The sequence below is a fragment of the Actinacidiphila sp. bgisy167 genome (genome assembly GCF_965342175.1).
In the GTDB taxonomy this organism is placed as follows: Bacteria; Actinomycetota; Actinomycetes; order Streptomycetales; family Streptomycetaceae; genus Actinacidiphila.
In genome coordinates this window covers 17,606-31,888 of the sequence record NZ_CBDRBL010000040.1, presented here as the reverse complement: position 1 = coordinate 31,888, position 14,283 = coordinate 17,606, and the positions used below count along the sequence as shown (strand labels likewise).

At 73.1% G+C, this 14,283-nt stretch carries 13 protein-coding genes and 1 pseudogene; 12 read left to right on the top strand and 2 right to left on the bottom strand.

What is annotated here, in order from left to right; translation table 11 throughout:
- Positions 1-543 precede the first annotated feature (543 nt).
- The 7 genes and pseudogenes from ssd to ACRWND_RS17045 all read left to right on the top strand — a co-directional run.
- Positions 544-1,653, top strand: a complete 1,110-nt coding sequence (gene ssd / locus ACRWND_RS17075) for a septum site-determining protein Ssd (RefSeq protein ID WP_431950155.1) — start codon at positions 544-546, stop codon at positions 1,651-1,653.
- Entirely contained in the window at positions 1,650-2,804 is a 1,155-nt protein-coding gene (locus ACRWND_RS17070; RefSeq protein WP_431950153.1) for a TadA family conjugal transfer-associated ATPase, read from the top strand. The genes ssd and ACRWND_RS17070 overlap by 4 nt, the downstream gene beginning before the upstream one ends.
- Complete coding sequence (locus ACRWND_RS17065; protein ID WP_431950151.1) at positions 2,801-3,709, top strand: type II secretion system F family protein; 909 nt, start codon at positions 2,801-2,803, stop codon at positions 3,707-3,709. The genes ACRWND_RS17070 and ACRWND_RS17065 overlap by 4 nt, the downstream gene beginning before the upstream one ends.
- The gene (locus ACRWND_RS17060) at positions 3,706-4,482 is read left to right on the top strand and encodes a type II secretion system F family protein (protein WP_431950149.1); all 777 of its coding nucleotides are present in this window, start codon (positions 3,706-3,708) and stop codon (positions 4,480-4,482) included. The genes ACRWND_RS17065 and ACRWND_RS17060 overlap by 4 nt, the downstream gene beginning before the upstream one ends.
- A 69-nt stretch (positions 4,483-4,551) precedes the next feature.
- On the top strand, positions 4,552-4,740 hold the full coding sequence (locus tag ACRWND_RS17055; protein WP_431950147.1) for a DUF4244 domain-containing protein: 189 nt from the start codon (positions 4,552-4,554) through the stop codon (positions 4,738-4,740).
- Positions 4,727-5,074, top strand: coding sequence for a TadE family type IV pilus minor pilin (locus ACRWND_RS17050; protein WP_431950145.1), 348 nt, complete (start codon positions 4,727-4,729; stop codon positions 5,072-5,074). The genes ACRWND_RS17055 and ACRWND_RS17050 overlap by 14 nt, the downstream gene beginning before the upstream one ends.
- Positions 5,071-5,328, top strand: a pseudogene (locus ACRWND_RS17045) (Rv3654c family TadE-like protein); the annotation flags it as partial. The gene ACRWND_RS17050 and the pseudogene ACRWND_RS17045, both read left to right, overlap by 4 nt.
- Before the next feature lie 59 nt (positions 5,329-5,387).
- Here the strand turns inward: ACRWND_RS17045 and ACRWND_RS17040 are convergent.
- Positions 5,388-7,787, bottom strand: a complete 2,400-nt coding sequence (locus ACRWND_RS17040; protein ID WP_431950143.1) for a DEAD/DEAH box helicase — start codon at positions 7,785-7,787, stop codon at positions 5,388-5,390.
- Positions 7,788-7,921: 134 nt separating this feature from the next.
- Between ACRWND_RS17040 and bldG the strand changes: the two genes are divergently transcribed.
- The 5 genes from bldG (at position 7,922) to ACRWND_RS17015 (ending at position 13,880) form a co-directional block, all read left to right on the top strand.
- Positions 7,922-8,263: an anti-sigma factor antagonist BldG gene (gene bldG, locus ACRWND_RS17035; protein ID WP_384628251.1), complete on the top strand. Its 342-nt coding sequence runs from the start codon at positions 7,922-7,924 to the stop codon at positions 8,261-8,263.
- 84 nt (positions 8,264-8,347) lie between these two features.
- On the top strand, positions 8,348-8,842 hold the full coding sequence (locus ACRWND_RS17030; protein WP_431950141.1) for an ATP-binding protein: 495 nt from the start codon (positions 8,348-8,350) through the stop codon (positions 8,840-8,842).
- Between the two features lie 305 nt (positions 8,843-9,147).
- Positions 9,148-11,571 (top strand): sodium-translocating pyrophosphatase, encoded by a 2,424-nt coding sequence (locus ACRWND_RS17025; RefSeq protein WP_431950140.1) that lies wholly within the window; start codon positions 9,148-9,150, stop codon positions 11,569-11,571.
- A gap of 171 nt (positions 11,572-11,742) precedes the next feature.
- Positions 11,743-12,306: a small secreted protein gene (locus ACRWND_RS17020; protein ID WP_431950138.1), complete on the top strand. Its 564-nt coding sequence runs from the start codon at positions 11,743-11,745 to the stop codon at positions 12,304-12,306.
- 56 nt (positions 12,307-12,362) lie between these two features.
- A complete protein-coding gene (locus tag ACRWND_RS17015; RefSeq protein ID WP_431950136.1) occupies positions 12,363-13,880 on the top strand; it encodes a DUF7059 domain-containing protein in 1,518 nt (505 codons plus the stop codon).
- 58 nt (positions 13,881-13,938) lie between these two features.
- Here ACRWND_RS17015 and ACRWND_RS17010 read toward each other — a convergent pair whose 3' ends face one another.
- Positions 13,939-14,214: an NINE protein gene (locus ACRWND_RS17010; RefSeq protein WP_431950134.1), complete on the bottom strand. Its 276-nt coding sequence runs from the start codon at positions 14,212-14,214 to the stop codon at positions 13,939-13,941.
- Positions 14,215-14,283: the final 69 nt, after the last annotated feature.

The following is a 14,283-nucleotide window of genomic DNA, read 5'->3' as shown; positions in this document are numbered from 1 at the left end:
AGGGACCCACCATTCGGCGTAAGCTCCTGCGCGTGGGTTTGCCTGAGAAGGCCTTCGGGTACACCATGGAAGTCACGGATCGTTCGCGACCGTGCTAACCCGGTCTGGCTCCTCCCCCCCCGAGTCGGACCGTGGGGACGACCCCCGCTCTCCCCCCCGGCGGGGGTCGTCGCATGTCCGGGGGCATATACAGGCCATGAGTCCGTACGCGCCCGGCGTGTGACCGGCCCCCCGCGGTTTCCGCGGGGGGCCGGTCTTTTGCTTTGATCGACTACAGCGAGTGACGGCTCGCATTCGTTGTGCTGCTCGGGCGAAGCCACTCGGGCGGGTGGCGGAGATATCCACAACAGACTGGTTATTCACAGAATGCCACCAAGATCATCAAATTTCGGCGACTCGCGGGACGCTGACGGCGTGCGAATACGGGACGCGGAGGCGTCCGGTGATCTGCCCGGAACCGGCAGCAGGTCCGGAACGAGCGAGGGGGACGACGTGGTCGCCGAATCATTCAACGCTGCGGCAAAAGGAACGAGTGGAGGACCGATGTCCGGGAGGACATCGCCACGGTCTCGTGGAAAGAACGATTCAGGAGGGGGTCCGCTCATCGTCACCGAGGACGGGGCGCTCCTGGACGACCTGCTGCGTCTGTGTGCCGCGGCGGGTGCGGAGCCGGAGGTCGCCTTCGGGGTCCCGCCGGCGCCGGGCAGCTGGGAGTCCGCGCCGCTGGTGCTGGTCGGCGCCACGGACACCCGCCGGGTGCCGGGGACGGCGCGTCGCCGCCAGGGCGTGCTCCTCATCGGAAGGGACCTGGACGATCCGGAGGTGTGGCGCCGCGCCGTGGACGTCGGCGCCGAGCACGTCGCCTTCCTGCCCGACGCCGAGGCGTGGCTGGCCGACCGGATCGCCGACGTGGCGGAAGGCGCGGGGGAACCGGCACTGACGATCGGAGTCGTCGGCGGCCGCGGCGGCGCGGGGGCCAGCACCCTGGCCTGCGCGATGGCCGTCACAGCCGCTCGTTCCGGGCGCCGCACGATGCTCGTCGACGCCGATCCGCTCGGCGGCGGACTGGATGTGCTGCTCGGGGCCGAACGGGTGGGCGGGCTGCGCTGGCCGGACCTCGCCGAGTCGCGGGGCCGGGTCAACGGCGGGGCTCTGGAGGAGTCGCTGCCCCGCACCCACGCGCTGAGCGTGCTCAGCTGGGACCGCGGCGACACCGTCGTCATCCCGCCCCAGGCCATGCGGTCGGTGATGGGAGCCGCCCGGCGGCGCGGCGGGGTGGTGGTCGTGGACCTGCCGCGCCGGATGGACGATGCCGTGGCCGAGGCGCTCGCCCAGATCGATGTCGGTCTGCTGGTCGTTCCCGCCGAGCTGCGCGCGGTCGCGGCCGCCGGGCGGGTGGCCTCCCGGATGGCCATGGTGCTGCGCGACCTGCGGGTCGTCGCCAGAGGCCCCTTCACCTCGGGGCTCACCGACGAGACACTCGCCGAGCTGGTCGGGCTCCCGCTCGCCGGTGAGCTGTTGCCGGAGCCCGGCCTGCCCGCCGCGCTCGACAGCGGGGAGGCGCCGGGCGGCAGCGGCCGGGGCCCGTTGTCCGTGTTCTGCTCGGCCTTCCTCACGGCGGCACTGGCCGACGGCGGGAGCGTGGCCGCATGAGCGCCGATGTCGTGACGCCCGCCCTGCTCGACGCCGTGCGGCTGCGTCTGGCCTCCTCCGGCGACGAGCCCACGCCGGCGGGTGTGGCCGCGGCGCTGCGGGCCCAGGGCCGCTTGCTCGGAGACACCGAGGTGCTCGACGTGGTGGCCGCCCTGCGGTCGGAGATGGTCGGTGCGGGGCCCCTGGAGGTGGTGCTCGCCGAACCGGACGTCACCGATGTGCTGGTGAACGGGCCGGACGAGGTGTGGGTCGACCGCGGCGCCGGACTGGAGCGCACCGAGGTGCGGTTCGCGGACGCGGCGGCCGTGCGCAGGCTCGCCCAACGGCTCGCCTCCGCGGCCGGCCGGCGGCTGGACGACGCCCGGCCCTGGGTGGACGCGCGGCTGCCGGACGGCACACGGCTGCACGCGGTGCTACCACCGGTGGTGGTCGGCGCCCCGTGCCTGTCCCTGCGGGTCGTCCGCACCCGGGCCTTCACCCTGGACGAACTGGTGGCCGCCGGCAGCATGGACGGCGGCACGGCCGCGCTCCTGCGGGCCCTGCTGGACGCCCGCGTCTCGTACCTGGTCTCCGGTGGCACCGGCTCCGGCAAGACCACACTGCTGAGTTGCCTGCTCGGCCTCGTCCCACCGGGCGAGCGCATCGTGCTCGCCGAGGACTCCGCCGAGCTGCGGCCGCGCCATCCGCATGTCGTACGGCTGGAGACCCGGCCCGCCAACCAGGAAGGCGCCGGGCTGGTCACCCTGCGGGACCTCGTACGGCAGGCACTGCGCATGCGGCCGGACCGACTGGTGGTCGGCGAGGTACGCGGCCCTGAGGTCCTCGATCTGCTGGGAGCGCTCAATACCGGCCATGAAGGCGGCTGCGGGACTGTCCACGCCAACGCCGCGGGTGACGTGCCGGCCCGGCTGGAGGCGCTGGGCGCCGTGGCGGGTCTCGACCGTGCCGCGCTGCACAGCCAACTGGCCGCCGCCTTGTCGGTGGTGGTGCATCTGGTCCGGGACCGCGCGGGCCGGCGCCGGGTCTCCGAGGTCCACGTTCTCGAGCGCGGGCGGGACGGGATCGTCTTCACGGTCCCCGCCCTGAGCGGGGGCGAACGCGGCCCGGGGTGGGGGCGGTTGGCCGCGCTCTGCGAGAGGGGGCGGCCATGAACGCCGTGGTGCTCCTCCTCACCGCGTGCGTGGGCACTGCGGCTTGGATGCTGTGTGCGCGGGACGAAGTGCTGCGCAGAGCACGGACGTTGTTCTACGGTGCTTCCGAGGCCCATGGGGCGTCCGGTGCGCTCCTGGGGCCCGGAGGCATCCAGAGCCGTCTGAGCGGGGTGCTGGAGCCGTTCCGGGTGCGGTTCGGCTGGCGCCTGGGCCGCGAAGTGCTGGCGCTGCCGGCCGGGCTGGTCGCGGGACTGGCCGCCGGATCGGCGCTTCCGGTCCTGCTGGGGGCGGCCGCGGTGCCGCTCGCCGGGCGTTGGCTGCGCGGGCGCGAACGGCGCGCGGCGGCAGAACGGCGGTCCGCGGCCGTGGGCGCGCTGTGCGCGGCGGTCGCCGGCGATCTGCGGGCCGGGCTGGCCCCACCCGCCGCCCTGGCCGGTGCCCTGGGCCGCGAGGGCTGGCCGGAACACCCCGGCCTGTCGGAAGTCGCACTTCCCTTGCTGGCCGCTGCCCGGTTCGGCGGTGATGTGCCGGCGGCCCTGCGGGCCGCTGCCCGGTCGGAGGGCGCCGAGGGGCTCTCCGGCGTGGCGGCGTGCTGGCAGGTGGCCGTGGACGGCGGTGCGGGGCTCGCGGACGGACTGGACCGGGTCGCGGCAGCTCTGGGCGCCGAGCGCGATCAGCGCGAGGAGCTGAGGGCACAGCTCTCGGCGCCCCGCTCCACCGTGGCCATGCTGGCCCTCCTGCCCGGTTTCGGGCTGGTGCTGGGAGCCGGGCTGGGCGCCGATCCGCTGGGCACCTTGCTGCGCACGCCCGCGGGGCTCGGCTGTCTGGCCGTCGGAGGGCTTCTGGAGGGGGCGGGGCTCGCCTGGACCGCCCGCATCGTCCGGACGGCGGAGGGCGGGCCATGAGCGGTGACGCTGTCCACAGGCTGGGGATGGCCGTCGCCTGCGCGGCCGCCGCCCTGAGCGTCGCGATCGTCCTCGTTTCCGCCCGGAGCGAGCGCGTCGCTCGGCGCAGGCTCCGGCTGCTCATGGGCGCGGCGCCCCGGGTCCGGCGGATCCGGGGACGGCCGGGGACGGGCCTCGTACGGGACTGGGCGGCGGTCGCCGGGGTCGCCCTGGGGGTGCTCGCCCTCGTGGGCGGTGCCGTCGGAGCGGCGGCCGGGCTCGGCGCCGCGTGGGTGCTGCGCCGCCGGCAGCGGCGGCCACGGCCCGCTGAATCCGCGGAGCAGTCCCGGGCCGCGCGTCAGCTGCCGCTGGCGGCCGATCTGATGGCCGCCTGCGTCGCCGCCGGTGCGGGGCCGCGCGAGGCCGCGGAGGCCGTCGGGCCGTCCCTCGGCGGGCCGCTCGGTGAGGCGCTCACCCGCGCCGCCGCCGAGCTGCGTCTGGGCGGCGAACCCGCGCAGTGCTGGGGACGGCTGGACCGGCTCGGCTGCCGTGAGCTCGCCCGGTGCCTGGAGCGCGCCACCACGACGGGAGTGCCGCCGGCCTGGGAGATCGCGCGCCTCGCCGCCGGATGCCGCGCGGAGCACGCCCGTATCGGCGCGGCGCGCGCACGCCGCGCCGGGGTGCTGATCACCGCTCCGCTGGGGCTGTGCTTTCTGCCGGCCTTCCTGCTCGTGGGGGTCGCGCCGGTGGTGATGGGCCTGGCGGGGGCGATCCTCGCCGGAACGACGAACTGAACACGGCGAACACGACGAACTGAAGACAGACGAACTGACAGTGAGTGAAGGGGGACTCCCATGCGCGTCATGCGTTGTCTGAGGAAGCTGAGCCGCCGGTGCCGTACCGGCGACCGCGGGATGACCACGGCCGAGTACGCCGTGGGCACACTGGCGGCCTGCGGTTTCGCGGCCGTGCTCTACAAGGTGGTCACCTCGGGGGCGGTCAGCTCCGCGCTCGGCGGGCTCATCAAGAGGGCCCTCGATGTGGCGTTCTGAACGCCGCCGCGACGGCGGCTACGTCACGGCGGAGGCCGCGGTGGTCATCCCGTCGCTGGTGTTCCTCACGGCGCTGCTGCTCTGGGGGCTGGCTGCGGCGGCCGCTCAGATTCGCTGTGTCGATGCGGCACGGGCCGGAGCCCGTGCGGCTGCCCGCGACGAGCCTGACGAAGCGGTGCTGCGCACCACCCGTACCGCCGCTCCCGGGGAGGCCGCCATCGCGGTCCACCGGGAGGGCGGCCTGGTCCGGGTCACGGTCGAGGCCCGCTCCCTGTCCCTCACCCTGCGCGGCGAGGCGGTCGCCGCCGTGGAGGGACCGGGGGAGGGGCCGTGAGCCGGCGCGGGAGAGACCGGGGCTCCGCAACGGTGTGGACGGCCCTGCTGGGGGCACTGCTGGCGCTGGCCGCCTGCATCGTGCTGGCGTTCGGCGCCGCCGTCGCGGCACGGCACCGCGCGGGTGCCGCGGCGGACCTTGCGGCGCTCGCCGCAGCCGACCACGCCCTGCGGGGCCGCGCCGAGGCCTGCGCCGTGGCTGGACGGGTGGCCGCCGCCCAGCACGCCCGGCTGGTGCGCTGCGCGGTCAGCGGTGAGGTCGCCGACGTCACGGCCGCGGTCGGGCCCGCCCGGGTCCGCGCCCGGGCCGGGCCTCAGGACTCCGGATCCGGAGCCTTCGCGGGAGACGCGGGACCGGACTCCGAAGCCGTCGCGAGGAGCACGTCGAGCAGGCGTACCGCGGCCTGCTTGTCCAGCGGGTCGTTGCCGTTGCCGCACTTGGGCGACTGCACGCAGGAGGGGCAGCCGAACTCGCACTCGCAGGAGGCGATCGCCTCTCGGGTGGCGGTGAGCCAGCTCCGGGCGGTGCGGAAGGCCCGTTCCGCGAAGCCCGCGCCCCCGGGATGACCGTCGTACACGAAGACGGTCGGCGCCCCGGTGTCCTGGTGGAGCGGCACGGAGACCCCGCCGATGTCCCAGCGGTCGCAGGTGGCGAAGAGCGGGAGGAGGCCGATGGAGGCGTGCTCAGCGGCGTGGAGTGCGCCGGGCAGTTCCTCGGGGTGGATGCGCGCGGCCTCGAGCTGGTCGTCGGTGACCGTCCACCACACGGCGCGGGTGCGCAGCGTACGGGGCGGCAGGTCCAGCTTGGTCTCGCCCATCACCTCGTTGGTGATCAGCCGACGGCGGAGGAAGGAGACGACCTGATGCGTGACCTCGACGGAGCCGAAGTGGAGGCGGGCCCCGCCCCACTCCTCCACCAGGTCCTCGTCGAGGACGGAGATCGCCGTGGTGTCGCGGGCCATGGTCGAGTACGGCGGGTCGGCCCGCTCCACCAGCGCGACGGAGTCCTCCAGGTCCAGGTGCCGGACGAGGTAGGTGCGGCCCTGGTGCAGGTGGACGGCGCCCTCGTGGACGGTGGTGTGCGCGGCGCCCGCGTCGACGGTCCCGAGCAGACGCCCGGTCCCCGCCTCGACCACCTGGACGGGCCTGCCGCCCTCGCCGCGGATGTCGGTGAGGTCGGCCGCCCGTTCCCGCCGCGTCCAGTACCAGCCGCCGCTGCGCCGCCGCAGCAGTCCGCGGCGCTCCAGCTGCGGCAAAAGCGCGGCGGTCTCCGGCCCGAAGAGCTCAAGATCCGTGTCGCTCAGCGGAAGCTCGGCCGCGGCGGCGCACAGGTGCGGGGCCAGGACGTACGGATTGTCCGGGTCCAGCACGGTCGACTCGACCGGACGGCGGAACAGGGCGTCCGGGTGGTGCACCAGATAGGTGTCCAGCGGGTCGTCGCGGGCGATCAGCACCGCCAGCGCCCCCTGTCCCGACCGGCCGGCGCGCCCCGCCTGCTGCCACAGGGAGGCCCGCGTGCCCGGATAGCCGGCCAGGAGCACGGCGTCGAGCCCGGAGACGTCCACACCCAGCTCCAGGGCTGTCGTGGAGGCCAGTCCGAGGAGCCGCCCGGTGTGCAGGTCGCGTTCGATGGCCCGGCGCTCCTGGGGCAGATAGCCGCCCCGGTAGGCCGCGACCCGGTGGGTCAGCCGGCGGTCGATCTCGGCGAGGCGTTCCTGGGCGATGACGGAGATCAGTTCGGCGGCCCGCCGGGATCGCACGAAAGCCACCGTGCGGGTGCCGTCGAGCACCAGGTCCGTCAGCAGGTCGGCGGCCTCGGCGGTGGCCGTGCGGCGCACCGGGGCGCCGTGCTCCCCGCTGAGCTCGGAGAGCGGGGGCTCCCACAGGGCGAAGGCCACCTCGCCGCGCGGCGAGGCGTCCTCGGTGACCTCGGCGACGGGCACGCCCGTCAGCCGGGTCGCGGTGGCGCCGGGGTCGGCGGCGGTCGCGGAGGCGAGGAGGAAGACGGGATCGGCGCCGTAACGGGCGCAGACACGCCGCAGCCTGCGTATGACCTGGGCGACGTGCGAGCCGAAGACGCCCCGGTAGCTGTGGCACTCGTCGATCACGACGTAGCGGAGCTGCCGGAGGAAGGAGGACCACCGGGAATGGCCCGGCAGGATGCCCAGATGGAGCATGTCGGGGTTGGTGAGCACATAGGTGGCGTACTGGCGGACCCATTCGCGGTCCTCGAAGGGGGTGTCGCCGTCGTAGACGGCCGTGCGCACCGCCTTGCCCAGGGGGGCGGCGAGCTCGGCCACGGCACGCCGCTGGTCGGCCGCCAGGGCCTTCGTGGGCGAGAGGTAGAGCGCGGTGGCGCCCCGGCCGTTCGGCGCTTCGGACCCCTCCAGGAGAGCGCTGAGGACGGGGACCAGGTACGCCAGTGACTTGCCGGAGGCCGTACCCGTGGCGACGACCGCGGACGTGCCGGCGAGGGCGTGGGCGGCCACCTGAGCCTGGTGCTCCCACGGTCGCTCGATGCCGCACGCCCGGACCGCGTCGATCACTTCCCTGCGGATTTGATCAGGCCAATCGGCATGGCGACCCGATCGCGGGGGCAAGTGCTCCGTATGGGTGATGCGCGCGGCCCTGCCCGCCCCCGTGGCAAGCCGCTCCAGGAGGGCGCCGGGGGAGGTGCGGCCGTGCGCCGACTGCGGAAGATGATCCTGAGCCATCGGCACTCAGTGTGTCACTGGCACGACGGACAATCGCCGTAAGGCGTCGTGCAGGCCCGCTGGTAGTGATTGAATGCCATCGCGGCTGCCGATCCATGGGGGGCGACCGCTCGATGCAAGGTGCTGGAGGATCCGTGGACCTGTCCCTGTCGACTCGAACCGTCGGCGACCGTACGGTCGTCGAGGTCGGCGGCGAGATTGATGTGTACACCGCACCCAAGCTGCGCGAGCAGCTGGTGGAACTCGTGAACGACGGCAACTACCACCTGGTCGTGGACATGGAAGGCGTGGACTTCCTGGACTCGACCGGACTGGGCGTGCTGGTCGGCGGGCTCAAGCGGGTTCGCGCGCATGAAGGCTCGCTGCGCCTGGTGTGCAACCAGGAGCGCATTCTCAAGATTTTCCGTATCACCGGCCTGACCAAGGTGTTCCCCATCCACACCTCGGTCGACGAGGCCGTCGCGGCCACCGACTGACGTTCCGCTGCCGACCGCGGGGCTCCGGGCGACGCCGACGCCCGGGCCCCTGTGTTGCCCGCCCACAGGCACGAGGGGGAGGCCATGCCCACCGTAGAACTGCTCTTCAGCGCACTGCCGGAGCACGTCCGCACCGCACGACTGGTGGCGGCTGCGGTAGCCCGCAGGGCAGGGGTGGACGAGGCCGTCCTCGACGAGGTCCGCCTCGCCGTCGGTGAGGCGTGCAGCCGCGCCGTGGGGCTGTACCGCAGCGGTGGTGCGGAGCGTCCGGTCCGGGTGGTGCTGACCGAGGAGGAGAAGAAGTTCTCCATCGAGGTCGGCGACAAGTCCTCCGAGGCGGACGACCACTCCGCCGACGCCGCCGCCGTGCCCTCGGCCCGCGGCGACCACCCCGCCGAGCGCTCCGGGCCGCTTCCCGACAGCTCCCCCCCGTCCCCCGACTCCTCCGAGGCCGAGGACGAGAGCCAGATGGGCCTGGCGGTCATCAGCGGTCTGGTCGACGACGTCGAGGTCTTCTCGGGCGAGTACGGCGATGTCATCCGGATGAGCTGGCCGCTGAATCCGGCCGCGCTCTCCTAGCGGCCCCCTTCTCACACTTCCGCCGAGCCGCCTGCGAGCTGCCGCCGCAGGTGCGCTCGGCATCCCGCGTTCACCCGGAAGTTGATCCACTTACCAGGTGACTGTTCACCTTTTTCGGTGATGTCTACGCGCGACCTCCTTTGCCGTGTCCCCGGCCTGTGCGAATTTCGCTTCCTGCGCCCTGTTTTGATCTAGTTCGGCTCCCTACAATCCGTCCATCTTTGCTCAGCTCTCACAAGCCTGAGCGTCGCGGCTGCGAAGTCGCCGGAGCCGCGCGCCCACGTGCCAAACGTCAAGGAGGACGAATGGCGGGGCCACTCACCCCTCACCTGCAGGACATCGCTCAACCACTGGCCGCATCACCCGTACTGACCGACGGCAACCGCAATCTCGTGCTCGGGATCGCGGTGGTGGCACTGGCCGCCCTGGCGCTCGCCGTGGTGCTGGTGCGTCAGGTGCTCCGTGCCGACGAGGGCACCGACAGCATGAAGAAGATCGCCGCTGCCGTGCAGGAGGGTGCCAACGCCTACCTCGCACGGCAGTTCCGCACGCTGGCAATCTTCGCGATCGCCGCGTTCTTCCTGCTCATGCTGCTGCCCGCCGACACCACGTCGCAGCGCATCGGCCGAAGCGTGTTCTTCCTGGTGGGCGCCGGCTTCTCGGCGGTCACCGGCTACATCGGCATGTGGCTGGCGGTGCGCAGCAACGTCCGCGTGGCCGCAGCCGCACGGGCCGCGACCCCAGCGCCGGGTGAGCCCGCGGGGGACCTGACGACCGTCTCGCACCGCGCGATGAAGATCGCGTTCCGCACCGGCGGAGTGGTCGGCATGTTCACGGTCGGCCTGGGGCTTCTCGGCGCCGCCGTCGTCGTGCTGGTCTACAAGGCCGACGCGCCCAAGGTGCTCGAGGGCTTCGGCTTCGGTGCGGCGCTGCTCGCCATGTTCATGCGTGTCGGCGGCGGCATCTTCACCAAGGCCGCGGACGTCGGCGCCGACCTGGTCGGCAAGGTCGAGCAGGGCATTCCCGAGGACGACCCGCGCAACGCGGCCACCATCGCGGACAACGTCGGCGACAACGTCGGCGACTGCGCGGGCATGGCTGCCGACCTCTTCGAGTCGTACGCCGTCACCCTGGTGGCCGCGCTCATCCTCGGCAAGGTCGCCTTCGGCGACTCCGGCCTGGCCTTCCCGCTGCTCATCCCGGCGATCGGCGTGCTCACCGCCATGATCGGCATCTTCGCGGTGGCCCCCCGTCGCAAGGACCGCAGCGGCATGACCGCCATCAACCGCGGCTTCTTCGTCTCCGCGGTGATCTCGCTGGCCATGGTGGCCGTCGCGGCCTTCGCCTACCTGCCCTCGACCTACGCGGAACTGGCGAACGTGCCTGGCGACATCGCCTCGCACGCCGGCGACCCGCGCATCCTCGCGCTGGTCGCGGTCGCCATCGGCATCGTGCTGGCGGCGCTCATCCAGCAGCTCACCGGCTACTTCACCGAGACCACCCGGCGTCCTGTGCGCGACATCGGCAAGACGTCGCTGACCGGGCCCGCCACCGTCGTCCTGTCCGGCATCTCCGTCGGCCTGGAGTCCGCGGTGTACTCGGCCGTCCTCATCGGTCTGTCGGTGTACGGAGCGTTCCTGCTGGGCGGTGCCTCCATCTGGCTCGCCCTGTTCGCGGTCGCGCTGGCCGGCACCGGTCTGCTCACCACCGTCGGCGTAATCGTCGCCATGGACACCTTCGGCCCGGTGTCCGACAACGCCCAGGGCATCGCCGAGATGTCCGGCGACGTCCACGGCGAGGGCGCCCAGGTCCTCACCGACCTCGACGCGGTCGGCAACACCACCAAGGCGATCACCAAGGGCATCGCCATCGCGACCGCCGTGCTCGCGGCGACGGCGCTGTTCGGCTCCTTCAAGGAGGCCGTCGACACAGCGGTGCGGGAGGCGAACATCTCCGCCGGCGATCTGCGGTGGCTGGACCTGGACATCTCCCAGCCCAACAACCTGGTCGGCCTGCTGCTCGGCGCGGCCGTCGTGTTCCTCTTCTCCGGACTGGCCATCAACGCGGTCTCCCGGTCCGCCGGCTCCGTGGTCTTCGAGGTCCGCCGTCAGTTCCGCGAGCGGCCCGGGATCATGGACTACACCGAGAAGCCCGAGTACGGGCGCGTCGTCGACATCTGCACCAGGGACGCCCTCCGCGAGCTGGCCACCCCAGGTCTGCTCGCCGTGCTCGCCCCGATCGCCGTCGGCTTCGCGCTCGGCATCGGCTCGTTGGGCGCGTACCTGGCCGGGGCCATCGGCGCGGGCACGCTCATGGCGGTCTTCCTGGCCAACTCCGGCGGCGCCTGGGACAACGCGAAGAAGCTCGTCGAGGATGGCCACCACGGAGGCAAGGGCAGTGAGGCCCACGCCGCCACCGTCATCGGCGACACCGTCGGCGACCCCTTCAAGGACACCGCGGGACCGGCCATCAACCCGCTGCTCAAGGTCATGAACCTGGTGGCGCTGCTGGTCGCCCCCGCGGTGGTCCAGTTCTCCTACGGCGACGACGCCAACCTCGCCGTGCGGATCGGCGCCGCGGTTGTGGCGCTCCTGGTCATCGTGCTCGCCGTCTACATCTCGAAGCGCCGCGGCATCACCGTCGGTGACGACGAGGGTGCCGACGCCGGCCACGACGACAGCCAGAGCACGAAGCGGTCCACCGACCCGAACGCGACGGCAACGGTCTGACGTGGAGTGAGCCCACTCGGTCGCGGCGGCGGGCGTCATCCCCGGGGTGGCGCCCGCCGCTCGTGCCACGTCAGATGCATCACCCTGTTCTTGGTTCATAAGGGGCAATCGTGGGCGCATCGCGTGGAAGGGATGCGGCCCGCCCACAGGAGCCGTGTAGGTTCCGGGGCCGTGAAGAACAAACTCGCGGCTGCGCTGTCCGTCACGGCTGTCATCCTCGCGACGGGGTCGCTGTCGGGATGCGGCGACGGCAACAAGGAGCTCGACGCCTGGGCGAAGAAGGTCTGCGACCCGGCCGCCGTCCAGGTCAAGAAGATCAACGACGCGAACACCCACATCAGCAACACCCCGAGCGACGCCAAGCCGCAAGAGGTCAGAGACGCCGACTCCACGGCGTTCGGGCAAATCTCGGACGCCTACAAGGCGCTCGCCGGCATCGTCGGCAAGGCCGGCGACCCCCCGGTCGACAACGGCGCGAAGCTCAAGCAGGACGCGGTCGGCGACCTCAACTCCCTGGCGACCGCCTACGCGGACCTGCGGGGGCAGGTCGACGCGCTGCCCGTCTCGGACCAGGCGAAGTTCGCCGACGGTCTGAAGAGCGTCTCCGACAACCTGGCCAAGGTGAGCAAGAGCGGTGAACAGGCGCTCGACACGCTGCGCCGGGGCGAGGTCGGCCAGGCCATGGCCAGGCAGCCCGGCTGCCAGGACTCCACGGCCTCACCCTCGAAGTCCTGACCGCCCGAGGGCGGGTGGAGCCCGGCGGGCGCCCCTTCCGGGGTGACAATGGCAGCGTGAGTACGCAGCCGCCCCCGCAGTCCCTGCCCGCCCCCGACCGCGCCGACCGCCTCCGCGACGCGCTGCGCGCCGCCGCCTTCACGGCCGACGGCTGCCTCGACCTGCTCGGGGCCACCGCCTACGCCGCGCTCTCCCGGGCGGAGACCGTGCCGGCCCTGCGCGCCACCCGTGGCGGCGGCCCGCTGGAGAGCCTGGTGCGGCTCTTCCTGCTGCAGCAGCCCGTCCCGTACACCCGGCTGCGCGACGTCCTGCCCCTCGAGGCGGCCCTCAATGACGGCTGGCTCGTCCGGGACGGCGACGAGGTGCGCGCCACGGTGGACGTCCGCCCCTACGGCGGTGACGAGGGCGAGGACTGGTACATCGTCTCCGACCTGGGCTGCGCCGTGGGCGGCGCGAACGGCATCCGTACGACGCCCGGAGTGGACCGGGCGGATCTGGTACTGGGCGTCGGCGGTGCGTCGACGACCCTCGCCGGGATCACCGTCCGCACGCCCGTGGACCGCGCGCTGGACCTCGGCACCGGCTCCGGCATCCAGGCCCTGCACGCATCCCGGCACGCCACCCGGGTCACCGCGACCGACCTCAACCCCCGAGCCCTGCACTTCACGCGGCTCACCCTCGCCCTGTCGGGCGCCCCCGAGCCGGACGTCCGGCAGGGCAGCCTCTTCGAGCCCGTCGGGGGCGAGCGCTACGACCTGATCGTCTCCAACCCGCCCTTCGTCATCTCACCGGACAGCCGCTTCACCTACCGCGACGGCGGCATGGCGGGCGACGACCTGTGCCGCACCGTCGTCCGGCAGGCCGCCGACCACCTCGCCGAGGGCGGCTACCTCCAGCTGTTGGCCAACTGGGAGCACACCGAGGGCGAGGACTGGCAGGACCGGGTCGCGACCTGGGTGCCCGACGGCTGCGACGCCTGGATCGTGCAGCGCGAGGTGCAGGACGTCACCCAGTACGCGGAGCTGTGGCTGCGGGACGGCGGTGACCACGTGGCCGGCCCCGACGCGTACGCCGCCCGGTACGACGCGTGGCTGGACGCCTTCGAGCAGCGCAAGACCAGGGCCGTCGGCTTCGGCTGGATCACCGTGCGCAGGACGGGCGCCGACCGGCCGGTCGTCGTCGCCGAGGAGTGGCCGCACCCCGTCGAGCAGCCGCTCGGCCCGCACATCGCGGCATGGTTCGACCGCCAGGACTTCCTGCGCGCCCGGGACGACGCGGCTCTGCTCGACGAGCGCTTCCGGCTGGCGGACGAGGTCGTGCAGGAGCAGGTGGGCCTGCCCGGCGCCGAGGACCCGGAGCACGTCGTCCTGCGGGCCAACCGCGGCATGCGGCGCGCGACGCGGGTGGACACGGTCGGCGCGGGCTTCGCGGGCGTGTGCGACGGGACGCTGACGGCGGGTCGCATCCTGGACGCGATCGCCCAGTTGCTGGGCGAGGACCCGGTGACGCTGCGGAACCGCACGCCGGAGGCGATCCGGCTGCTGGTGGAGCAGGGCTTCATCGAGCCGGTGTGAGCGGGAACGCGACGGCCCGCCGCCGCGGGGAGCGGAGGCGGGCCGGGACGCGGGGTGGTCAGCGCAGGACGCGGCCCTGCGCGTCGGTGGGGGCGCTGGCAGCGAGGCGGACGATGCCGTCGATGAAGCCCCACAGGCCGCCGGCGCCCAGGGTGATGACCGAGACGAGGAGCTGCAGGACGCCGATCTTGGTGTGGCCGGTGTAGAAGCGGCCGATGCCGAGACCACCGAGGAAGATGCCGAGGAGACCGGCGGCGACCTTGGACTTGTCGGACAGCGGACGGCCGGACGGGTCGAGGCCGAACGGGGCGTCAGGGGTGGCGGGCGTGGCCATGGAACGTGCTCCTTGTGCAATGGGGACGTCTCAGCGGGAGCACACGCATCGTTCGATCCGGCCCCCGCT

Coding starts and splice junctions, on each gene's coding strand:
- ssd (WP_431950155.1), top strand. CDS start 544: ATGTCCGGGAGGACATCGCCACGGTCTCGTGGAAAGAACGATTCAGGA.
- ACRWND_RS17070 (WP_431950153.1), top strand. CDS start 1,650: ATGAGCGCCGATGTCGTGACGCCCGCCCTGCTCGACGCCGTGCGGCTG.
- ACRWND_RS17065 (WP_431950151.1), top strand. CDS start 2,801: ATGAACGCCGTGGTGCTCCTCCTCACCGCGTGCGTGGGCACTGCGGCT.
- ACRWND_RS17060 (WP_431950149.1), top strand. CDS start 3,706: ATGAGCGGTGACGCTGTCCACAGGCTGGGGATGGCCGTCGCCTGCGCG.
- ACRWND_RS17055 (WP_431950147.1), top strand. CDS start 4,552: ATGCGTTGTCTGAGGAAGCTGAGCCGCCGGTGCCGTACCGGCGACCGC.
- ACRWND_RS17050 (WP_431950145.1), top strand. CDS start 4,727: ATGTGGCGTTCTGAACGCCGCCGCGACGGCGGCTACGTCACGGCGGAG.
- ACRWND_RS17040 (WP_431950143.1), bottom strand. CDS start 7,787: ATGGCTCAGGATCATCTTCCGCAGTCGGCGCACGGCCGCACCTCCCCC.
- ACRWND_RS17030 (WP_431950141.1), top strand. CDS start 8,348: ATGCCCACCGTAGAACTGCTCTTCAGCGCACTGCCGGAGCACGTCCGC.
- ACRWND_RS17025 (WP_431950140.1), top strand. CDS start 9,148: ATGGCGGGGCCACTCACCCCTCACCTGCAGGACATCGCTCAACCACTG.
- ACRWND_RS17010 (WP_431950134.1), bottom strand. CDS start 14,214: ATGGCCACGCCCGCCACCCCTGACGCCCCGTTCGGCCTCGACCCGTCC.